Origin of the sequence: Flavobacterium sp. Arc2 (assembly GCF_041431385.1) — a bacterium.
Taxonomy (GTDB): domain Bacteria; phylum Bacteroidota; class Bacteroidia; order Flavobacteriales; family Flavobacteriaceae; genus Flavobacterium.
The window spans coordinates 58492-79583 of the sequence record NZ_JASMRH010000021.1 but is presented as its reverse complement, the minus strand read 5'-3'; the positions used below and the strand labels follow the sequence as shown (position 1 = coordinate 79583).

General features: G+C 34.3%; 23 protein-coding genes. 16 read left to right on the top strand and 7 right to left on the bottom strand.

Translation table 11 applies throughout. The features are described from left to right. The 5 genes from QO182_RS14665 to QO182_RS14645 all read left to right on the top strand — a co-directional run. Window positions 1-180 (top strand): hypothetical protein (locus QO182_RS14665; protein WP_371562373.1); only part of this gene is annotated, 180 nt, incomplete at its 5' end. A 64-nt stretch (window positions 181-244) separates the two neighbouring features. Then, a complete protein-coding gene (locus QO182_RS14660) occupies window positions 245-1363 on the top strand; it encodes a hypothetical protein (protein ID WP_371539348.1) in 1119 nt (372 codons plus the stop codon). 105 nt (window positions 1364-1468) lie between these two features. Continuing rightward, a complete protein-coding gene (locus QO182_RS14655) occupies window positions 1469-1807 on the top strand; it encodes a T9SS type A sorting domain-containing protein (protein WP_371539350.1) in 339 nt (112 codons plus the stop codon). A gap of 110 nt (window positions 1808-1917) precedes the next feature. Further along, window positions 1918-2898, top strand: coding sequence for an acyl transferase (locus tag QO182_RS14650; protein WP_371539498.1), 981 nt, complete (start codon window positions 1918-1920; stop codon window positions 2896-2898). A 52-nt stretch (window positions 2899-2950) separates the two neighbouring features. Continuing rightward, on the top strand, window positions 2951-3625 hold the full coding sequence (locus QO182_RS14645; protein WP_371539353.1) for a hypothetical protein: 675 nt from the start codon (window positions 2951-2953) through the stop codon (window positions 3623-3625). 141 nt (window positions 3626-3766) lie between these two features. On the opposite strand, the gene tyrS is transcribed toward QO182_RS14645, so the two are convergent. Further along, window positions 3767-5065: a tyrosine--tRNA ligase gene (gene tyrS / locus QO182_RS14640; RefSeq protein WP_371562371.1), complete on the bottom strand. Its 1299-nt coding sequence runs from the start codon at window positions 5063-5065 to the stop codon at window positions 3767-3769. Between the two features lie 93 nt (window positions 5066-5158). On the opposite strand from tyrS, the gene QO182_RS14635 reads away from it, so the two are divergent. After that, window positions 5159-6160 (top strand): NAD-dependent epimerase/dehydratase family protein, encoded by a 1002-nt coding sequence (locus QO182_RS14635; RefSeq protein ID WP_371562369.1) that lies wholly within the window; start codon window positions 5159-5161, stop codon window positions 6158-6160. 9 nt (window positions 6161-6169) lie between these two features. Here the strand turns inward: QO182_RS14635 and QO182_RS14630 are convergent, their stop codons facing one another. From QO182_RS14630 to QO182_RS14620, 3 genes are read right to left on the bottom strand one after another with little or no spacing between them, the layout of a single operon-like run. Next, the gene (locus QO182_RS14630; RefSeq protein ID WP_371562367.1) at window positions 6170-6652 is read right to left on the bottom strand and encodes a DUF4296 domain-containing protein; all 483 of its coding nucleotides are present in this window, start codon (window positions 6650-6652) and stop codon (window positions 6170-6172) included. 12 nt (window positions 6653-6664) lie between these two features. Next, window positions 6665-8005, bottom strand: a complete 1341-nt coding sequence (locus QO182_RS14625) for a dihydroorotase (protein WP_371539360.1) — start codon at window positions 8003-8005, stop codon at window positions 6665-6667. Between the two features lie 11 nt (window positions 8006-8016). After that, a complete protein-coding gene (locus tag QO182_RS14620) occupies window positions 8017-8742 on the bottom strand; it encodes a polyprenol monophosphomannose synthase (protein ID WP_371539362.1) in 726 nt (241 codons plus the stop codon). Window positions 8743-8846: 104 nt separating this feature from the next. Between QO182_RS14620 and QO182_RS14615 the strand changes: the two genes are divergently transcribed. From QO182_RS14615 to QO182_RS14605, 3 genes are all read left to right on the top strand, one after another. Then, the gene (locus QO182_RS14615; protein ID WP_371562365.1) at window positions 8847-9518 is read left to right on the top strand and encodes a DUF4271 domain-containing protein; all 672 of its coding nucleotides are present in this window, start codon (window positions 8847-8849) and stop codon (window positions 9516-9518) included. A 13-nt stretch (window positions 9519-9531) separates the two neighbouring features. Beyond that, entirely contained in the window at window positions 9532-10281 is a 750-nt protein-coding gene (locus QO182_RS14610; protein WP_371539368.1) for a uroporphyrinogen-III synthase, read from the top strand. Window positions 10282-10543: 262 nt separating this feature from the next. Then, a complete protein-coding gene (locus tag QO182_RS14605; RefSeq protein WP_091090810.1) occupies window positions 10544-11014 on the top strand; it encodes an Lrp/AsnC family transcriptional regulator in 471 nt (156 codons plus the stop codon). A gap of 80 nt (window positions 11015-11094) precedes the next feature. Here QO182_RS14605 and QO182_RS14600 read toward each other — a convergent pair whose 3' ends face one another. Together QO182_RS14600 and QO182_RS14595 are read right to left on the bottom strand one after the other, a co-directional pair. After that, entirely contained in the window at window positions 11095-11787 is a 693-nt protein-coding gene (locus tag QO182_RS14600) for a zinc metallopeptidase (protein WP_371562364.1), read from the bottom strand. Window positions 11788-12004: 217 nt separating this feature from the next. After that, window positions 12005-15238 carry a leucine--tRNA ligase gene (locus QO182_RS14595; RefSeq protein WP_371562362.1) on the bottom strand — a complete coding sequence of 1078 codons (3234 nt, stop codon included), beginning with the start codon at window positions 15236-15238 and terminating at the stop codon, window positions 12005-12007. A gap of 326 nt (window positions 15239-15564) precedes the next feature. Between QO182_RS14595 and QO182_RS14590 the strand changes: the two genes are divergently transcribed. The 5 genes from QO182_RS14590 (at window position 15565) to QO182_RS14570 (ending at window position 18778) form a co-directional block, all read left to right on the top strand. Next, entirely contained in the window at window positions 15565-16440 is an 876-nt protein-coding gene (locus QO182_RS14590; RefSeq protein WP_371562360.1) for a cell division protein FtsX, read from the top strand. 76 nt (window positions 16441-16516) lie between these two features. Next, window positions 16517-16759 carry a DUF3098 domain-containing protein gene (locus QO182_RS14585; protein ID WP_371539380.1) on the top strand — a complete coding sequence of 81 codons (243 nt, stop codon included), beginning with the start codon at window positions 16517-16519 and terminating at the stop codon, window positions 16757-16759. Further along, window positions 16760-17545 carry an undecaprenyl-diphosphate phosphatase gene (locus QO182_RS14580; protein WP_371539383.1) on the top strand — a complete coding sequence of 262 codons (786 nt, stop codon included), beginning with the start codon at window positions 16760-16762 and terminating at the stop codon, window positions 17543-17545. After that, a complete protein-coding gene (gene truB, locus QO182_RS14575) occupies window positions 17545-18240 on the top strand; it encodes a tRNA pseudouridine(55) synthase TruB (protein WP_371562358.1) in 696 nt (231 codons plus the stop codon). The genes QO182_RS14580 and truB overlap by 1 nt, the downstream gene beginning before the upstream one ends. A 7-nt stretch (window positions 18241-18247) precedes the next feature. Beyond that, window positions 18248-18778, top strand: coding sequence for a hypothetical protein (locus tag QO182_RS14570; protein ID WP_371562356.1), 531 nt, complete (start codon window positions 18248-18250; stop codon window positions 18776-18778). 7 nt (window positions 18779-18785) lie between these two features. Here the strand turns inward: QO182_RS14570 and QO182_RS14565 are convergent, their stop codons facing one another. Next, window positions 18786-19403 (bottom strand): thioredoxin family protein, encoded by a 618-nt coding sequence (locus tag QO182_RS14565; RefSeq protein WP_371562355.1) that lies wholly within the window; start codon window positions 19401-19403, stop codon window positions 18786-18788. Window positions 19404-19510: 107 nt separating this feature from the next. Here QO182_RS14565 and QO182_RS14560 point away from each other — a divergent pair, with 107 nt between their 5' ends. Both QO182_RS14560 and pyrH read left to right on the top strand, forming a co-directional pair. After that, window positions 19511-20290: a patatin-like phospholipase family protein gene (locus QO182_RS14560; RefSeq protein WP_371539394.1), complete on the top strand. Its 780-nt coding sequence runs from the start codon at window positions 19511-19513 to the stop codon at window positions 20288-20290. A 68-nt stretch (window positions 20291-20358) separates the two neighbouring features. Next, window positions 20359-21066 carry a UMP kinase gene (pyrH, locus tag QO182_RS14555; RefSeq protein WP_371539396.1) on the top strand — a complete coding sequence of 236 codons (708 nt, stop codon included), beginning with the start codon at window positions 20359-20361 and terminating at the stop codon, window positions 21064-21066. Window positions 21067-21092 lie beyond the last annotated feature (26 nt).

The following is a 21092-nucleotide window of genomic DNA, read 5'->3' as shown; positions in this document are numbered from 1 at the left end:
AATGAGCCCGATACAATATCGAGCTCATTATTATCAGAATTAATTATAAATTTGTCCAAACTTTTGGGTTCAGTCTATGAACGGCTACCTCTTTTGATGATGTATAAAACATGTAAATTTAATGTTAATTATATTGAAAACCTTAGAAGAATTCTTAACATCAAAGTAATAGTGGCTTAACGTGAAAAAAATAGTAAATATGTTTCTTTGTAGTGTTAAAAAACATAAACAAAATTAAAGACAAATGAAAAAATCAATTTTAGCAATTTTAACCGTAGTGACTATTGCATTTACAAGCTGTACTAGCGATAGCCCAGAAACAACTCCTTCAATTACTTTTGATTTAAAAGTAAACGACTTAAAAGGTGAGATTACAAATAACGAAACAGTAACTCTAGACGCAACACAAACATATACATTAACTGGAGGGTTAATCGTAAGATCTGGTGCTTCTTTAATTATTCCTGCTGGAACAACAATTAAATCTGATCCAACAGCTGATACAGAAATAGCTAAAACAATTTTCATCGCCGTAGAAAGAGGTGCTAAAATCTATGTGAACGGTACTGCTGCTAAACCAGTAGTTATGACATCAGGTAAAGCGGCTCCTACTGAAGGAAACTGGGGTGGATTGATTATCTGTGGTGATGCAAAAGTAAACACAGGAGACAATGGAACTTCTGAAGTAGGTGGATTATTATACGGAGGTAACAACAATGCGGATTCATCTGGAAAAATCAACTACCTGAAAATTTCTTACACTGGATCTAAATTTAGTGATAGTAAAGAATACAATGGAGTTTCATTCTTTGGAGTAGGTAGTGGTACTGAAGTATCAAATATCTATACTTTTGAAAGTGGTGATGATGCTGTTGAATTTTTTGGAGGTGCAGTAAATGCAACTAACCTTGTATTGATCAACTCTTATGATGATTCATTAGATTTCGCAGATGGATACATCGGAACAATCACAAACGTTTACATCAACGGTATTTCATTTGGTGGTGTTGAAGGATCAAACAACGGACAAAACGATATCGCTTTACCGATGACAGATGCAAAAATTTCTAACATATCAATTGTAAAAGGAACAGCTACAAAATTTACAGCTTCTGAGAAAGCAATCAACTTCAAAGAAGGTGGTGGAAAACAAACTTATACAAACCTATTTGTTGATGGTATTGCTACTTTTGCAAAATTAGATTCAGGTACAGGAGCTACAGCTAGAATCACTTTAGGCGAATTTAAAGTAAACGGTTTAAACTTTGTGACTGCAAACAATACTACTGCTGCTTATGTTACAACTCAAACTGGTGCTGGTGCTGGAGCAACTTTACCTTCTTGGGCAGATTGGACTAAATAATTAAAATACACTTATAATAATTAAAACACCCTTTTAAAGAAGGGTGTTTTTTTTATTTTGGTATAGTATTTGTTTTTTGTATATTTACTTTACAAAATCAAGCTAATGGCAAAAAATTACTTTTATATTACAATCTTACTGGTTTTTTTCTTTTCTATGAGTCTTAGTGCTCAAGAGACAAAGCAACAAACAAAACTACAAGAATCCTCCGTAATTGAAGGTTTGAACTTGTATCCTAACCCAGTGACTAACGGGAAGGTTAATATTTCCACAAAAAATGATTCCAATAAAGAAATAATGATTTTTGATCTTTTGGGTAAAAAAGTGCTTCAAACATCAATTAGCTCAAAAGAAGTAAATGTCTCAAGTCTCAACCCTGGTGTTTACATTATTAAGATTAATGAAGATAACGCAACCGCGACCAGAAAACTCATAGTGAGGTAAAAATAACTTAGAAAGCCCCAAATTTAATTGGGGCTTTCTTTCATTCAAATTGGAATGTCTTTTAATATCAAAAAGAGCTATTAAAATTTATACCTTTGCAAAAAAAATTCTTGATTACAGCTACTGATATATTTGCCATTTCGAGCCAAAAGCAATTTGAAAAAATAGCCTTAAAAGTATTTCGTTACCAACACGAAAACAACTTGGTCTACAGGGAATTTTGTGACCTCATGAAAGTGGAGCCTCAAAAAGTGAAAGCTATTCAACAGATTCCGTTTTTACCTATTCAGTTTTTTAAAAGCCATGCAGTGGTTTCTAACACCAATGCGATTCAAAATACATTTACCAGTAGCGGAACGACAGGAATGAGCACAAGTAAACACCTCGTAACAGATATTTCTATTTATGAAGAAAGTTACCGCAAAGGGTTTTCTCAGTTTTATGGAAACATAGAAGATTATGTAGTCTTAGCTTTACTGCCTTCTTACTTAGAAAGAGATGGATCATCGCTGATCTATATGGTCGAAGATCTGATTCAGCTATCCAATCATTCTGAAAGTGGCTTTTATTTGCATAATCACGACGAACTTATAAAAAAATTAACCGAATTAGACCAGTCCGGTCAAAATGTAATTTTAATCGGAGTTACTTTTGCCTTATTGGATCTAATCGAAAAGCATCAGTTTCAATTGCAAAACACTATCATCATGGAAACGGGTGGTATGAAAGGCAGAAGAAAAGAAATGATTCGAGAAGAATTGCATCAACAACTTTGCGAAGGCTTTGGCGTGACAGCGATTCATTCAGAATACGGAATGACTGAATTACTCTCTCAAGCCTATTCTTTAGGTGAAGGAGTGTTTGAGTGTCCTTCTTGGATACAAATTCTCGTTCGCGATACTGAAGATGCACTGACCTATATTCCGCAAGGAAAAACAGGCGGAATTAACGTAATCGATTTGGCCAACATTAACTCCTGTTCGTTTATTGCCACTCAGGATTTGGGTAAAAAAAATCCCAACAACTCTTTCGAGGTATTGGGACGTTTTGATAATTCTGATATTCGAGGTTGTAATTTGATGGTTTTGTAAAAGTTAATCATTAATTTGTTTAACCGAATTAAACAATCAAACCATTTTAATTATGCGAATCAGTACTTTATTTTTTTTATTTTTTTCAATTGGGTTATTAGCACAAAGTACGGAATTAGAAATAAAAATAGATTCGATATCCTCAATTGACGCCGATGCAAATCAAAGAAATTTCGTCATTCATTATCAAATCGAAAACAGAACAAATCATATTATTTCTTTTATTTTAAATCCAAATTCGATACGATCAAATACTACAAATTCTTTAGCTTCAATACCTTCTTACAGATTATACCAAGAAAATGTTGCTATTATCACTGACAACATATTTGATACCAAAAAAAAGGAAAAGTTACACCAAAAAATGATGCTTGAAGTAGTGTCAAACAGAAGCAAATTCAAAGAAAACTTAGATGCTGAACAAAAAAGAATAAAGACACAAACGAGTAAAAATATCATTAAAAATATTATCAAATTAAATCCACAAGAAATTAAAAGTTATACAATCAACTTAGAATGGGATAAAAATAGATACATACAATATGATGATAACGAATATTATATTGATGAAAAAACCACCCACTATATTGACTTACATATTGATTTATTCAAAGAAGAAATATACCAAAAACTACAGCCCGAAGATTTAAATATAATTTTAGAAGACAAAACCATTATAAAAGGCTGGTTGCAATCCAATAAAGTACCGATTAATTTTAACAATTAAGAATAATAAAAGCAAAAAAAATCCCAACAACTCTTTCGAGGTATTGGGACGTTTTGATAATTCTGATATTCGAGGTTGTAATTTGATGGTTTTGTAAAAGTTGATTCGGTTATTTGTTTAATCCGTTAACCGAATAAACAGTTAAACAATCCTCACAACAAAATAGTTTTTCTTTCCGCTTTGCAGCAATACAAACTGATCGTTGATTAAGTCTTTAGCTGAAAGAACAAAATCTTCGTTTACTTTCTCTTTATTAACCGAAATTGAATTTGCTGTCAAAGCACGTCGTGCTTCTCCATTCGATTTAAAAAACGCTGTTTTTTCATTCAAAAGAGCAATAACATCAATTCCAGACTCCATTTCTGCTCTAGCAATCTCTGCTTGAGGAACACCATCAAAAACTTCTAAGAAAGTAGCTTCATCTAGTTCTTTCAAATCATCGGCTGTAGCATTTCCAAAAAGAATATTAGACGCTTTGATTGCTTTTTCTAATTCTTCTTTCGAATGAACAAAAACCGTTAATTCTTCGGCCAATTTACGTTGTAACACTCTTAAATGTGGCGCTACTTTATGTTCTTCAATTAAGGCTTCAATAGTATCCTTATCTAAAAAAGTAAATATTTTTATATATTTTTCGGCATCAACATCGGTAGTATTCAACCAAAATTGGTAAAATTTATATACTGAAGTTTTATCGGCTGTTAACCAAACATTTCCACCTTCGGATTTACCAAATTTAGAACCATCCGCCTTTGTAATCAACGGACAAGTCATCGCGTATGCTTTTGCCTCTTCCCCTACATTCATGCGGCGTACTAACTCAGTTCCAGTAGTGATATTTCCCCACTGATCAGAACCTCCCATTTGTAACAAACAGTTATATTCTTTATGTAAATGGTAAAAATCGTATCCTTGAATTAATTGGTAAGTAAACTCAGTAAAAGACATTCCTTCTCCTTCACCTGCTAATCTTTTCTTTACAGAATCCTTAGCCATCATATAATTTACAGTGATACGTTTACCCACGTCACGTGCAAAGTTGATGAAGGATAACTCTTTCATCCAGTCGTAATTATTTACTAAAACTGGTGAATTAACTTCGTTTGAATTAAAATCTAAAAAACGAGATAACACTCCTTTAATTCCTTCTACGTTATGATTTAAAGTCTCTTCATCAAGAAGATTTCTTTCATCTGACTTCCCAGAAGGATCACCAATCATTCCTGTCGCACCGCCTACTAAAGCAATAGGCTTATGTCCAAAGTTTTTTAAGTGTACTAAAAGAACGATAGGAACTAAACTCCCAATATGTAAAGAATCAGATGTAGGATCAAACCCTATATAAGTAGTTGTCATTTCTTTTAAAAGTTGTTCTTCGGTTCCTGGCATAATGTCGTGAACCAATCCGCGCCACTGTAATTCGGAAATAATATTTTTCATTTTCTAAAAATCAATTTTCACAAAGATAGTTTTAATTGGATAATTTGAAAATCAAACGGTCTAAAAATCAAACAATCTAATTATCTTTACAAAATGATTTTAGTAACAGGAGGAACTGGTTTAGTAGGAGCGCATTTATTGCTGCATTTAATAGAATCCGAAAGTATCGGAGCTGGAAAAATACGGGCAATTTATCGAAATTCAGAAAAAATAAAAAAAACAGAATCTCTATTTCAGCTTTACAACAAATCGGCTTTATTTCAAGCTATAGAATGGGTTAAGGGGGACATTATTGACGTCCCAACATTAGAACATGCCTTTATAGGAGTTGATTACGTATACCATAGCGCAGCCTTAATTTCTTTTGATCCAAAAGACGAAGACGTATTGCGCAAAACTAATATTGAAGGAACTGCAAACATTGTGAATTTTTGCCTTGCCAAAGGAGTGAAAAAACTATGCTACATTAGTTCGACTGCAGCATTAGGCGATTTAACAACTACGGCAACAATTATTACAGAAGAAACAGAATGGAATCCAGAAAAGCCACATAGTGATTATGCTATTTCTAAATATGGTGCCGAAATGGAAATTTGGCGAGGCCAGCAAGAAGGCTTAGATGTTATAATTGTAAATCCGGGAGTTATTATTGGTCCAGGCTTTCAAGAGCAGGGAAGTGGTTTGCTTTTTAATGCAGTCGCAAAGGGATTACGGTATTATTGGCTTGGAAAAACTGGATTCGTGGCCGTTAGTGATGTAGTAACAATGGCGGTTCAATTGATGAAAAGCGAAATTAGAAACGAACGTTTTGTTTTAATTGGACAGAACTTATCCTTTAGAGACATCCTAAACACTATTGCTGACGCATTAAAGGTAAAAAGACCTTCTCGTCACATGAAACCATACTTAATGGAAATAGGTTGGAGAATAGATTGGATTTTAGCTAAGATTCTCAATAGAAAGAGAAAATTAACTCGAGCTACTGCTAAAGCTTCTTATTCTGAACATGACTATTCTAATGAAAAAATAAAAATTACATTAAAAACTGATTTTACAGACGTACATCAGTATATCAAGGAAATTTCAAGCTTATAAAATATGAAACTATTTAATTCGCGACATATCTTTTTTCTTTCTTCGGGCAATATCTAATTTCTTCAATTCTAAAGAATCATTTGCGATAGGGGCGACTTTGATTCTTTTTATAGAATCTGCTTTTATCTTTGCTTCCTTTTTCTCTTGCTTTTTTACCACTGAATCCAAGACAGTTTTTTTTGCTTCAATTCGTTTTATAATCTCGTCATACATCTCTTTGTAATCGGTATAAGTAGAGGCGTAATAAATATTGCTTTGTGCAAATTGTGCACTATCAATCTTATACTTTTTATAAATGTAATCAGGAGGATTTATTTTAAAACTATCTACAGAAGCCAAATTTTGATATTTCAAAGCGTCCAAAATCGACAAATCATACATTACATCAATCATCTTATCTCTATCTATAAGATTGTCAGGCTTACTCACCACTTTTTCTTTGCAGCTAATAAACCCGACTAAAACGGTCAAAAGTAATAGTATCTTTTTCATCTATTTTGTCAATTAACGATCAAACAAGAGTCTTTTTCCTGCACGAACATTTTTTACTTTAAAGGCATTATAAACTAATTGCCCATTTACAAAAGTATGCGTAATTCTGGATTTAAATGTAAACCCTTCAAACGGTGACCATCCGCATTTAGCGAAGATATTCTCTTTCTTTACACTCCACGGCAAACCTGAATTTACAATCACTAAATCAGCATAATACCCTTCTTTAATAAAACCACGTTTTTCAATTTTAAAAATTTTGGCTGGATTATGACACATTTTTTCAACAATTTTCTCCACGCTAATTTTTCCTTGATGAAAAGCTTCAAACATTGCTACAACGGCATGTTGAACTAAAGGTCCTCCAGAAGGAGCTTGTAAGTAAGGTAGTTTTTTCTCTTCTAATGTATGTGGTGCGTGGTCTGTTGCAATTACATCTATTCTACCATCTAATAAGGCTTCCCAAAGCACCTTTCGGTCATTTGCTGTTTTTACTGCTGGATTCCATTTTATAAGATTTCCTTTGGTAGCATAATCCTCATTGGTAAACCATAAATGATGTATACAAACCTCAGCGGTAATTTTCTTTTGTTCCAATGGAATTTTGTTAGTAAACAAATCCATTTCTTTAGCAGTCGAAAGGTGAAAAATATGTAAACGAGCACCTGTTTTTTTAGCCAGCGCAACTGCTTTTGAAGAGGAAATGTAACAAGCCTCTTCACTACGAATTAGGTGATGAACCGTTACAGGCACATCCTCGCCATATTCTGCCTTGTATTTTTCTAAATTGTTTTTTATGGTAGTTTCATCTTCACAATGAACCGCAATAAGCATAGGTGTACTAGAAAATATTTTTTCTAAAGTAGCTTCATTATCAACAAGCATATTACCCGTTGAAGAACCTAAAAATATTTTTATACCCGCAACATTTTTCGGATTTGTTTTTAGAACTTCCTCCAAATTATCATTAGTTGCCCCCATCATAAACGAATAATTGGCAAATGATTTCTCAGCAGCAAGCTGGTATTTTTCTTCTAAAATTTCTTGGGTAACCGCATTAGGAATCGTGTTCGGCTGCTCGATAAACGAGGTGATTCCTCCAGCAACTGCCGCTCTGGACTCCGACTCAATATCTCCTTTATAAGTAAGACCCGGCTCTCTAAAATGCACTTGGTCATCAATCGCACCCGGCATTAAATAATTTCCCTCTGCGTCAATGATGACACAATTTGATGATTTGGCACTGATGCTTTCTGAAACCTCAACAATTAAGTCATTTTCAATTAAAACATCGCCTTCAAAAATCACCCCTTCATTTACTATTTTGGCATTCTTAATTAAAACACTATTCATTGTACTTTTTCTTATAAACTATTAACTAATTTTTTTAATCGTAGAGCAATTACCCCAAAAACGGCTTCAACAATTATTGAATTACTCATTTTTGATTGTCCTTTTGTCCTGTCTGTAAAAATTATTGGCACTTCAACAATACTAAATTTTTTACAAAAGGTTCTGTATTTCATTTCAATCTGAAACGCATAACCAACAAATTTTATTTTATTGAGGTTGACACTTTCAAGCACTTCTCTTTTATAACATATGAAACCTGCTGTAGCATCATGAATTTTCATCCCCGTAATAATTCGAACATATACCGATGCAAAATAAGACATGAGTACTCTATTTAATGGCCAATTGACCACATTAACCCCTGTAACATATCGTGAACCAATCGCTAAATCAGCATTCCCAAAATGACAGGCATTGTATAATTTCTCCAAGTCATTCGGATTGTGAGAAAAATCAGCATCCATTTCGAAAATAAAATCATATTTATTCTCTAGTGCCCATTTAAAACCATGAACATAGGCTGTTCCCAATCCAGACTTCTTTTCTCTATTTTCTAAAAATAAACGACCACCAAATTCCGTTTGAAGCAATCTAACTCTATCTGCGGTATGATCCGGAGAATTGTCGTCAACAATAAGAATATGAAATGGTTTGTGTTGAGAAAGCACCGACCTGATTATGCTTTCGATATTTTCAATTTCGTTATAGGTAGGAATTATAACAATACAGTCGTTCATATTTCTTGTAATTTCACGGCAAAAGTAACGTTTTTATGGCATTTCATTCATAATAAAATTATAATAAAAAGATTGATCTAAAAAATTAGTAATTTTGTCGCGCTATGATCGAACACCTACTTCATCCAAGAATAACAGAAAGCAAAGATTGGGCAACTATTTTATTTGTTCTGGCATTTGCTATTATCGCATTTACTAAATCCATTTATGAAAATCGATTTGCCGATTTTATGAATTTGATATTTTCAGATAAATACTCAAAAGTATATCGTGACGGGAGTCATCTGAAAGGCACTTTTACCATTTCACTGTTTTTTGTGCAAGTAATTTCCTTTGCCTTTTTCATTCAGCTTTCCTTAAGCTTTTTTGGGTACGGCTCAAAGACAGACCTGATACTTTACATTCAGATTATTACTGTTTTGATATTTTTCGTTTTATCGAAATATTTAATAGAAAAAATCATTGCTACAGCATTTAATATTGAGGAGTTTATGGAGCAATTTAACCTTCAAAAGGTTACTTACAGAACTTATATAGGCCTATTTATCCTACCTATCAACATTATATTGTTTTATTACGATACAATATCAAGAAATATTCCACTAATAATAATATCTATTGTATTGATAGTTAACATATTAGTGTATTTGATTTCAATAAAAAGATATCAAAATCTAATATTCAGTAAGATGTTTTATTTTATTTTATATCTTTGCGCTCTCGAAATAGCCCCCTATTTTTTTATGTTTTTTATGTTTAAAAAAGGGGGCGCTTAGAAAACGTTAAAATATGAAAGTGAAAACAATTTTGGTGTCACAGCCCGAGCCTAAAGTAGAGAACTCTCCTTACTTTGAACTCCAACAGAAGCATAAAGTTAAAATTGATTTCAGACCTTTTATTCATATAGAAGGAGTTAATGCCAAAGAGATTAGACTTCAAAAAATCGACCTCAATCAGTATACTGCAATTATTTTGACTAGTAGAAATGCTGTAGATCATTTTTTCAGAGTGGCTGATGAAATGCGATTCAAAGTTCCCGAAGGTTTAAAATACTTCTGCCAATCAGAAGCAGTTGCCTTTTATTTACAAAAATACGTTGTTTACAGAAAACGTAAAATTTATGTAGGTCCTAAGGATTTTGTAGATTTATCTCCATTAATAAAAAAATACAAAGACGAGAAGTTTCTCTTACCAGCCTCAGATCAATTAAATGCTGACGCAACAATCACGCTTAATGGATTAAAAGTAGACTGGACTCCTGGTATTTTTTACAAAACAGTGATGAGCGATTTATCTGATTTAGCAGATGTATATTACGATGTATTAGCTTTCTTTAGTCCAACTGGAATTAAATCATTATTAAAAAACTTTCCGGACTTTAAACAGAACGATACTAGAATAGCCGTTTTTGGAAGTACTACTCAAAAAGAAGCTTTAGACAATGGCTTACGAATTGATATTTTGGCACCTTCTCCAAATGCACCTTCGATGACAATGGCCTTAGAAAAATATATTATTGAAGCTAATAAAGGAAAATAATTCTCGATTTAAATTCAAATAAAAATTACAAAAAACCATCTGGACAACAGATGGTTTTTTTATGCCCAATCCCCTCCTAAAGTAGAATCCTGTCAAACATTTAAAATCTACCTTTTGATGTGTCGTGTTTTCCTTAAGAGTTACAGTCAAAACTTAAGCACATTTCTAAATAAGGTAAAACACTGTGTTATTAGTTGTTTTTGTTTAATTTTGGTTTTCAATTGCAACTAGACACATCCATTTTAGTTCTCAAATAAAAGTTATGAAAATAAACTCCATGGTAGTGGAAATAGACGGAATCGATAAAGAAATTTTAAGATTCCTTATGGAAGACGCCCGAAAACCAATCCTTCAAATCGCCAACAAAATTGGAATTTCAGGAGCTGCAATTCATCAACGATTGAGAAAGCTAGAACAATCTGGCGTAATCTCAGGGTCAAAATTTGTAGTAAATCATAAAGTTCTCGGCTACAACACTATGGCTTTTGTTGGAGTATATCTTGACAAAGCAGCGCGAAATCTTGAAGCCGTTAAAGAACTAAAAAAAATACCCGAAGTACTAGAATGCCACTACACCACTGGAAACTGGTCTATTTTGATTAAAATCATCTGTAGAGACAATCAACATTTAATGAATCTACTGAATACCAAAATTCAAACAATTGAAGGTGTATCCAGAACAGAGACTTTCATCTCTTTAGACCAACAAATAGACAGACAGATACAGCTATAAAAAAACACGACAATTAAAAAGCCGTCTCATTCCTAAAAATGAGACGGCTTGTATACATAAAAGCAAATTAGCTACATACCTTAATCTCTTCGACTACCGCCACCCATATAAATGGAAACGTAATACAACAAAGTAGCAATAGAACCTAACGCAGCAACTACATAAGTTCTGGCAGCCCATTTTAAAGCATCCTTAGCTCCATCATGTTCTTGCTGTGTAAGCATTCTTTTATTCTCTAACCAAGCCAATGCACGATGGCTGGCATCGTATTCCACCGGCAAAGTTACTATTGAAAAAACAGTGGTTGCTGCAAACAGCACGATTCCGACAAGTAACAATTGCGGAAAACTATTCATTAATAAAATTCCACCTATCAAAATCCATTGCATGTACGAAGATGCCACGTTTACAAAAGGAACCAACTTAGAACGCATAGTTAACCATTGATAACCCACGGCATGTTGCACTGCGTGCCCACACTCGTGCGCCGCAACAGCTGCCGCAGCTGCATTGCGTTGATTGTACACTGCCTCACTTAGATTTACTGTTTTATTAACCGGATTGTAATGATCTGTCAATTGCCCAGATACCGAAATCACACGCACATCGCGAATCCCATTATCAGCAAGCATCTTCTCGGCAATTTCAGCACCGCTCATTCCGTTTTGCAATTGCATTTTAGAATAATGTTCAAATTTACTCTTCAGTCTTGAACTTACTGCCCAGCTCGCCAGCATAATTGCACCAGCAAGAATTAAATAACTCATTCCCATATATTTGTTTTTTTGTTTATTTCTTTTTTACACTTACCAATTATAATGCAAATTCTGCACCAAATTTTAATAATGTCAATTTGACACCATACAAATCAAATCCCAAAATAGAGAAATACCAAATTTCAACGTTACAGCCCGCACTATTTATGCAAAAAAAAATCCAAACCTCAGCAATTGAGATTTGGATTTTTAACTATTGCATTTTTTAAGAAATTTAGCCAACCAAATTAATGATCTTACCAGGTACGATAATCACTTTATTTGGTGTTCTGCCTTCTAATTGTTTTATCGTTCTTTCATCTTTCATAATGATTTCTTCGATTTGATCTTTGGTTAAATCCAAAGGCAATTCGATAGTGAAACGCATTTTTCCGTTAAAAGAAACTGGATATTCTTTACTACTTTCTATTAAATGTTTTGGTTCGAAAACAGGAAAAGGAACCGTCGCAATAGAACCTTTATTTCCTAATAACGACCATAACTCTTCGGCAATGTGCGGCGCATAAGGCGAAATCACAATTGCCAATGGTTCTAAAATAGCACGAGAATGACAGCCTTGAGTTGACAATTCATTCACACAAATCATAAATTGTGAAACCGAAGTGTTGAAAGAGAAATTCTCAATATCATCTGCCACTTTTTTAATGGTTTTATGTAATGTCTTCAAGTTGTCTTTTGTTGGTACCTCATCAGTAACAATCAAGTTATGTTCGTCAAAATACAAACGACATAGTTTTTTCAAGAAACCAAACACTCCCGAAATCCCTGCCGTATTCCAAGGTTTTGCTTGCTCTAGTGGCCCTAAGAACATTTCGTACAAACGTAAAGTATCTGCTCCGTATTCATTACAAATATCATCTGGAGTAACTACATTATACTTGGATTTGGACATTTTTTCTACTTCGCGACCAACGATGTATTTACCGTTTTCATCACAAATGAATTCAGCATCTTTATAATCTTCTCTCCATTTTTTGAAAGCTTCAATATCCAATTCATCGGATGAATTTACCATTGAAACATCTGCATGAATTGGTTGAACATTTTGTCCGTCAATTTTATTTTTAGAAACAAAAGTATTTGTTCCTTCTAACCTATAAACAAAAGCACTAGTCCCCAAAATCATTCCCTGATTGATCAGTTTTTTGAATGGCTCTTCGGTAGGTGCAAAACCTTTGTCTTTTAAGAATTTATTCCAAAAACGAGAATACAACAAGTGACCCGTAGCATGTTCGTTACCGCCAATGTATAAATCCACGCTTTCCCAATATGCCAAAGCTTCCTTGCTAGCAAATTCGTTTTCATTCTTTGGATCCATATAACGCATCCAATAAAACGAACTTCCTGCCCAACCTGGCATCGTATTCAATTCTAAAGGAAAAATCGTTTTGTGATCTACTAAGTCAGTATTAACTACTTCGTTTTTATTTTTGTCCCAAGCCCAAACTTCGGCATTTCCTAAAGGTGGTAGTCCATCTTCCGTTGGTAAATATTTTTCTACTTCAGGAAGTACAATTGGTAAATATTTTGCATCAATCATTTGCGGCAAGCCATTTACATAATACACCGGAAACGGTTCTCCCCAATATCTTTGGCGAGAGAAAACAGCATCACGCAAACGGTAATTTGTTTTTCCTTTTCCTTGATTTATTTTTTCTAAAGCTTCAATCGCCTTATACGTCCCCTCTTTATATCCTAATCCGTTTAAGAAATCAGAATCTACTAATTTGAAACCGTCTTTGACTCCAAAAGCCGATTCAGAAATGTCTTTATCAAAAATATTTTTGATTGCCGGCATTCCGCTTTGTCCTTTAAAGAAATTAGCAAAAGCATAATCACGTTCATCACCACAAGGAACCGACATAACAGCCCCTGTACCGTAACCAGCCAATACATAATCACCAATCCAAACTGGAATAGGTTCTTTTGTAAAAGGATGTTCAGCATAAGCTCCAGTAAAGACCCCTGAAATAGTTTTTACATCAGCCATACGTTCTCTTTCAGAACGTTTTGACGATGCTAAAATATACTCGTTTATTTTGGCTTGGTATTCTGGCGTTGTGATTTCCTGAACCAAAGGATGCTCTGGAGCTAAAGTCATAAATGTAACCCCGAATATGGTGTCAGGACGAGTGGTAAAAACTTCAATCTTCTTAATAACAGAAGCTACACCTTCACTTTCATCTAATTCTTGCGTGATCGCATCTAAAACTCCATCAATATTTCTTAGAATTTCTTCTTTATTGAAACGAATTATTTTAAACCCTTTTTCAATAATAACTTTCGCTCTTTCTACATTTGCAACTTCTTGAAAATCTAAAGTCTCTTCGTTAATTACAACAACCAGTTTTTTTGAAAGACAAACAAAATCAACGATATAATTACCTATTAAATATTGGTGTTTGAACTTATAATCTAATGCTTTTGACTTTAAACTTTGCCATAATTTTTGTTCAGTCACCGTTGAATCCCCTCTAAGTTCTAGTGCTTTTTCGAGCGAGAAACTATTGTTATTTTCGCTTTCAATACCTACTGACACAACTGGAAAACTAACCATCGCTCCAACACTCTTCCCTATCCAGTTTCGCTGACTTTCTTTAATGCTTTCGCTCCAGTCAATACCATTCAAACCTTGCAACAAGCGCTCTGCATAAGCAGAAATACGCATGCTCCATTGCGTCATTTTTTTACGAACTACAGTAAATCCACCACGTTCCGAAACTCCATTTACAATTTCATCATTTGCCAAAACCGTTCCTAAACCTGGACACCAGTTGACTTCCGTCTCTGCTAAATAGGTCAATCTGTATTGCAACAAAATTCTCTCTTGTTGCTCTTTTGCAAAAGCATTCCATTCTACCGCAGTAAAAGGAGTAATCTTGTCATCACAAACGGCATTAACATTTGCATTTCCTTCTTTTTCAAAAATAGCAAGCAAAGTTGAAATATCTTCGGCTTTATCGTTGTCTTTGTTGTACCAAGAATTAAATAACTGGATAAAAATCCATTGGGTATGCTTGTAATAATCTGGATTAGAAGTACGTACTTCCCTACTCCAATCGAATGAAAACCCAATTTTATCCAATTGCTTTCTATATCCAGCAATTTTATTTCCTTCTTTATCATAACCACCATCAATATTTACTGAAGTGGTATCTTCCGGACGTTGCCCAGTTTGAATGGCATATTGTTCAGCCGGTAATCCAAAACTGTCATAGCCCATAGGGTGCAAAACATTAAACCCTTGATGCCTTTTATATCTTGCATACACATCTGAAGCAATATAACCCAGAGGATGCCCAACATGAAGCCCTGCCCCTGATGGGTAAGGAAACATATCTAACACATAATGTTTTGGTTTTTCAGAATTGTTTACAGCGGCAAAAGTTTGATTCTCTGCCCAATATTTTTGCCATTTGGCTTCTATCTCGTTCGGATTATATTTCATTCCCTTTTTATATTTTTATTTTAACGGAGTCATGCTGTCGCTAAAGCTCAAGTCATTCCCTTTTTATATTTTTATTTTAACGGAGTCATGCTGTCGCAAAAGCTCGAGTCATTCCTTGTTTCTATTTTATGTTTTAATGGAACCGTGCTTTCGTGCGCTCAATTCATTATATACAGCTTGCAAATTTGCAATGTGACAAAGTTTATCACGATGTGTATTTTAAGGTGGCAAATTTACGTTTATTGTACGAAAGTTGAAACTTTGGACGTTATTAACTTCAAATAAAGAAATTCTTTATTATTTTTACCCCATAATTAAAGTAAACTATGAGTTCTTCATTTGATAGGTTTCAAAAACGCAGGTTAATTTCCTCTTATTTTTCGGTTGTGCTAAGTGTATTCTTAGTACTATTCCTATTGGGAATATTAGGCCTTTTTATTATAAATTCTAAAAAACTGGCTGACGACTTTAAGGAAAAAATCGCCATGACAGTATTTTTCAAAAACGAAGCTAACGACAGTATTTTAAAAGCTTTTGGAAAAGAATTAAAAGTTGCACCCTACGCAAAATCTACCGTTTATGTAACTAAAGAGCAAGCTGCAAAACAACATACAGATATAATAGGCGAAGATTTTATGACGTTTCTAGGCGAAAATCCATTGCAAAACTCATTTGACATTCACTTAAAAGCAGATTACGTCGAAAAGGATTCTATAGCTAAAGTGGAGAAAAAACTGCGACTAAACCCTATGATTTCTGATATTGTTTACGACAAACAGTTAGTCAATTTAGTCAATGACAATATTAAAAAAGTGAGTATGTGGATTTTAATAATCAGCGGATTCCTGACTTTTATTGCCGTTTTACTGATTAACAGCTCTTTACGCCTTTCGATTCACTCCAACCGATTTATCATTAAAACCATGCAAATGGTAGGCGCAACAAAATCATTTATTAGAAAACCATTTGTCATGCGTAGTATCAAACTAGGTATGCTAGGCGCTGCTCTAGCCATTATTGCCTTGATTGGTGTATTAATTTACGTTGAAACTAGTTTTCCTGACCTAGGAATTCTTGACAACAAAGCTCCTATCGCAGGCGTATTATTGGCTGTCTTTGGAATTGGTGTTTTGATTACTTGGTTAAGTACTCATTTTGCAACCCAAAAATTCTTGAATTTGAGAACAGACGATTTGTATTAATTACCTACTCTTGACTCGAGCCCGAAAGTGCAAAAGCACCACAGAATTTCAGAATTAAAAAAACAAAAAAGTATCAATGAAAGATAACGACACAAAACAAGATTTTCTTTTTGGAAAAATAAATTACACCATTTTACTTATTGGTATTGGAGTAATTGCTCTCGGATTTATATTAATGTCTGGCGGAGGAAGTGATGACCCTAATGTATATAGCGATGCTATTTTTAATTTTAGAAGAATCCGTCTCGCTCCAACAACTGTTTTAATTGGTTTTGGAATTACAGTTTACGCCATATTAAAAAATCCAAAGAAAGCATAAATGAATACATTACAAGCGATCATCCTTGCTATTATTGAAGGAATTACTGAGTTTTTACCTGTTTCGTCCACTGGACATATGATTATTGCTTCTTCCTTTTTTGGGATTGCAAGTGATGATTTCACAAAACTTTTTACAATTGTAATTCAACTTGGAGCCATTCTCTCGGTTGTAGTTTTATATTTCAAACGTTTCTTTCAGACTTGGGACTTCTATTTTAAATTGTTCGTTGCCTTTATTCCTGCTGTAGTTTTAGGGCTATTATTCAGCGATATGATAGATGAATTATTAGAAAGCCCAGTCACGGTTGCGGTTTCTCTTTTACTAGGTGGTATCGTTTTATTAAAAGTAGACGATTGGTTTAATCACTCAGAGGACACTAAAGTAACCTACCTAAAAGCATTTAAAATTGGTTTATACCAATGTCTAGCAATGGTTCCAGGAGTTTCTAGAAGTGGCGCAAGCATTGTGGGTGGAATGTCCCAAAAATTATCGCGTACATCAGCAGCTGAATTTTCATTTTTTCTTGCCGTTCCGACTATGTTTGGTGCAACAGCAAAAAAATGTTACGACTATTACAAAGATGGTTTCGTCTTGACACATGACCAAATAAACTTATTGATTATTGGTAACGTTATCGCTTTTATAGTGGCGCTTTTAGCCATTAAAAGTTTTATAGGATTTTTAAGTAAAAAAGGTTTTAAAGTTTTTGGTTATTACCGAATTGCTGCCGGAATCATTTTACTGATTATTCATTTTTTCATTCATCCCCTGACTATCATTTAATGACAGACGAAGACTACTTAAACGGACAAATTTTATTGATTGACAAGCCTTTGAATTGGACTTCCTTTCAGGCGGTAAATAAATTAAAATATGCGCTGATTAACAAACTGGGGCTTCCTAAAAAATTTAAAATTGGTCACGCGGGAACTTTAGATCCGCTAGCTACAGGATTACTTTTAGTATGCACTGGGAAATTCACAAAACGAATTACAGAACTTCAAGGTCAAGCCAAAGAATATACCGGAACTTTTTTCATTGGAGCCACCACTCCCTCTTATGACCTAGAAACTGAAATAGACGAGACATTCCCTACTTCACATATAGACGAGGCTTTAATTCATGAAACCGTGAAGCAATTCCTAGGGGAGATAGACCAAATACCACCTATTTACTCTGCTATAAAAAAAGAAGGCGTTAGACTATACGAGCATGCACGTGCAGGTAAAACGGTAGAAATCGCATCCCGAAAGACTACAATTCATGAATTTGAAATTACCAGAATTGCACTTCCTGAAATTGATTTCAGAGTGGTTTGCAGCAAAGGTACTTACATACGGTCTTTAGCTTTTGATTTTGGAAAGGCAATGAATTCAGGATCGCATTTAACAGCTTTGCGCCGTACAAAAATTGGGGATTATGACGTAAAAGATGCTGTGGATGCTATTGCATTCGAAGATAATTTAGAATCAAAATAACCCTGTTTTGAAATTTTTAAAAACGTTATTGTTCATAGTTTTCTTTTCCGGGAGTCTTTTTGCCCAAGATAAAAAATTCACTTACGTTCAATTTGACGTCACTCTAGCCTTCACTGGAAACCCTAAAAGCGGAGAAGTTGACCAATACACAAACAAAAAAGAACCTTGGATTATACCAGACGGTATTGGGACAAAGTTAGGTTATGGCCTGGACTTTAAAAAATGGGTTGGCTTAGGAATTCATGGAGGATTAAACTGGGACTGGTCTAACAAATTAGTTGTCGCTCCTGTTTTTACCAATTTTAGATTAAGTCCAAAAATAAGTGACGAAACCAGAATTACACTTCAGTTAGGCCTGGGGAAAGCAATTGCATTGGGTCGTGGTAACTTAACAGGTGACTATAAAAAAATTAGTCTTGGAATACAAAACGACGATGATATTTTACTATTTATCGAACTAAACCACTATGCATTCCCTATTAACAATCAAAGAGACTCAGGAAATATAAGTTTAGGGATTTCCTTAATCAGCTTCTAAAATAAGTTTATTCTAATTCCTTGTCCAAGTCTAGCATCATACCAATAATTTCTTCTTGGGATGACATTCCTTTATCATGTAAATACCACATTTGCAAATCAGCTTTAGCCGTATCATCAATGGCCCCATGCTCTTTTTTATAGTTCTCAATTAAATCGATAGCGCCTTTAGGTCGTGGTCCCCAATGTGCTAATGCACCACCAGTTTCCTTATTAATGACAATAAGTTTTGGAACTGCTTTACCTTTATTAGTTAAAAACAGATTCATCAACTCTTCATTTTCATCACGCAAAACAATTCTCATCTCTATATTCCCTTCAGAGGCACCAACTAATTTATCAAAAACTGGAAGTAATTGTGCAGCATCACCACACCAACCTTCAGAAATGACCAACCAAATGTATTCGTTATTTAAGGACTCTAATTTCTGAGCACTCTCTTGAGGTACCTTTAACGTCTTGTCTAAACGATTCATACGAGTATCATTCAGATGACTGTAATTAGTTAAAGCAGGCGACTGCTCATTACCAGTAGATTTATCATCCTTCAATAAATCTGAAACTAATTTTCTGTATTCGAAATAGGAATGACTATGGAACAACGCTGTAGCAATCGATTTTTTCATGATTTGTCTTTATTTATGTAAAGTTAAAACAATTTACTAATTTTTAACATGACAAAAGTCACTTAAAAAGAAGCAAAGCAGTAATTTTAGAACAAAGAAAAAAGAAAATGGATTTTAATTCAAAATCAATTGGACTTGTCCTTTCCGGAGGAGGTTCAAAAGGTATTGCTCACGCAGGTGCTATTAAATTTTTAGAAGAGCAAAACATTCGCCCCTCCCGAATTGCAGGAACAAGCGCAGGAGCAATCGTAGGAGCCATGTATGCCTGGGGAAAGACTCCTGATGAAATTTTAAGCTTTTTCAAGTCGGTCTATCTTTTTCAGTGGAGGCATTTTACTTTTAAAAAAGCGGGCTTGATCGATTCAGCATCCTTTGAAGAATATTTTCACGCTATTTTCAAAGATGCCTCATTAGCAGAATTAAAAATTCCTATGCAAATAACTGCTACAGATATGGTTAGAGGCAGATTGAAAATATTCGAATCAGACACAAAAATTAGCGATGCCCTTTTAGCATCTTCTGCTTTTCCCGGAATTATATCACCATTTGAAATTAAAGGAGACTTGTATAGTGATGGTGGAATTTTAAATCATTTCCCAACTGACGTCCTGCAAGGTCAATGCGATAATATAATTGGTGTTTATGTTAGTCCAATTCAAAAAATAGACGCTAAAGACTTAAATTCGATCAGAGCAGTGACCACCAGAGCATTTGATATCCTTTCTGCTAATTCGAATATGCAAAAATTCAACATCTGCGAATGGGTAATAGAACCTAAAGAACTCAGTATATACAGCACTTTTGAGATGAATAAAGCAAAAATGGATGCGATTTTTAAGATTGGTTATGAAGCGGCCAAGAGTTCCTTTGAAAAACTAAATTTATAAAAACTAAGCCACACTATTTCAAAAAAAAAGAATATCACTATATTTGCACGAAACAACTCAACATAGACATGAAATATAAAAGAATTCTTCTGAAATTAAGTGGTGAAGCTTTAATGGGCGACAGACAATACGGTATTGACCCAGTAAGATTAGCTGAATATGCCGAAGAAATCAAAAAAATTCACGATAAAGGAATTGAAATTGCCATTGTAATAGGTGGTGGAAATATCTTTAGAGGAGTTGCAGGGGCCAGTAATGGAATGGACCGCGTACAAGGTGATTACATGGGAATGCTAGCCACAGTTATCAACGGAATGGCATTGCAAGGCGCACTAGAAGACAAAGGAATGCTTACCCGATTACAAACTGCATTAAAAATCGAAGCAATTGCTGAACCCTATATTAAAAGAAGAGCAGTACGTCACCTTGAGAAAGGTAGAATTGTAATTTTTGGAGCTGGAACTGGAAACCCTTATTTCACAACAGATACCGCAGCTGTTTTACGTGGTGTAGAAATTCACGCAGATGTAATTCTAAAAGGAACACGTGTTGACGGAGTTTATGATTCAGATCCTGAAAAAAATGCTGACGCTCTAAAATTTGATTTCATTTCTTTTGACGACGTTATTAAAAAGGGATTGAATGTAATGGATTCTACTGCATTTACATTAAGCCAAGAAAATAAATTGCCTATCGTAATTTTCGATATGAACAAACAAGGTAATTTATTAAAAATCTGCGAAGGAGAAAACATAGGAACAGTAGTAAATATATAATCCCCTAAATCCCCGAAGGGGACTTA

Coding starts and splice junctions, on each gene's coding strand:
- QO182_RS14660 (WP_371539348.1), top strand. CDS start 245: ATGAAAAAATCAATTTTAGCAATTTTAACCGTAGTGACTATTGCATTT.
- QO182_RS14655 (WP_371539350.1), top strand. CDS start 1,469: ATGGCAAAAAATTACTTTTATATTACAATCTTACTGGTTTTTTTCTTT.
- QO182_RS14645 (WP_371539353.1), top strand. CDS start 2,951: ATGCGAATCAGTACTTTATTTTTTTTATTTTTTTCAATTGGGTTATTA.
- tyrS (WP_371562371.1), bottom strand. CDS start 5,065: ATGAAAAATATTATTTCCGAATTACAGTGGCGCGGATTGGTTCACGAC.
- QO182_RS14635 (WP_371562369.1), top strand. CDS start 5,159: ATGATTTTAGTAACAGGAGGAACTGGTTTAGTAGGAGCGCATTTATTG.
- QO182_RS14630 (WP_371562367.1), bottom strand. CDS start 6,652: ATGAAAAAGATACTATTACTTTTGACCGTTTTAGTCGGGTTTATTAGC.
- QO182_RS14625 (WP_371539360.1), bottom strand. CDS start 8,005: ATGAATAGTGTTTTAATTAAGAATGCCAAAATAGTAAATGAAGGGGTG.
- QO182_RS14620 (WP_371539362.1), bottom strand. CDS start 8,742: ATGAACGACTGTATTGTTATAATTCCTACCTATAACGAAATTGAAAAT.
- QO182_RS14615 (WP_371562365.1), top strand. CDS start 8,847: ATGATCGAACACCTACTTCATCCAAGAATAACAGAAAGCAAAGATTGG.
- QO182_RS14610 (WP_371539368.1), top strand. CDS start 9,532: ATGAAAGTGAAAACAATTTTGGTGTCACAGCCCGAGCCTAAAGTAGAG.
- QO182_RS14605 (WP_091090810.1), top strand. CDS start 10,544: ATGAAAATAAACTCCATGGTAGTGGAAATAGACGGAATCGATAAAGAA.
- QO182_RS14600 (WP_371562364.1), bottom strand. CDS start 11,787: ATGGGAATGAGTTATTTAATTCTTGCTGGTGCAATTATGCTGGCGAGC.
- QO182_RS14595 (WP_371562362.1), bottom strand. CDS start 15,238: ATGAAATATAATCCGAACGAGATAGAAGCCAAATGGCAAAAATATTGG.
- QO182_RS14590 (WP_371562360.1), top strand. CDS start 15,565: ATGAGTTCTTCATTTGATAGGTTTCAAAAACGCAGGTTAATTTCCTCT.
- QO182_RS14585 (WP_371539380.1), top strand. CDS start 16,517: ATGAAAGATAACGACACAAAACAAGATTTTCTTTTTGGAAAAATAAAT.
- QO182_RS14580 (WP_371539383.1), top strand. CDS start 16,760: ATGAATACATTACAAGCGATCATCCTTGCTATTATTGAAGGAATTACT.
- truB (WP_371562358.1), top strand. CDS start 17,545: ATGACAGACGAAGACTACTTAAACGGACAAATTTTATTGATTGACAAG.
- QO182_RS14565 (WP_371562355.1), bottom strand. CDS start 19,403: ATGAAAAAATCGATTGCTACAGCGTTGTTCCATAGTCATTCCTATTTC.
- QO182_RS14560 (WP_371539394.1), top strand. CDS start 19,511: ATGGATTTTAATTCAAAATCAATTGGACTTGTCCTTTCCGGAGGAGGT.
- pyrH (WP_371539396.1), top strand. CDS start 20,359: ATGAAATATAAAAGAATTCTTCTGAAATTAAGTGGTGAAGCTTTAATG.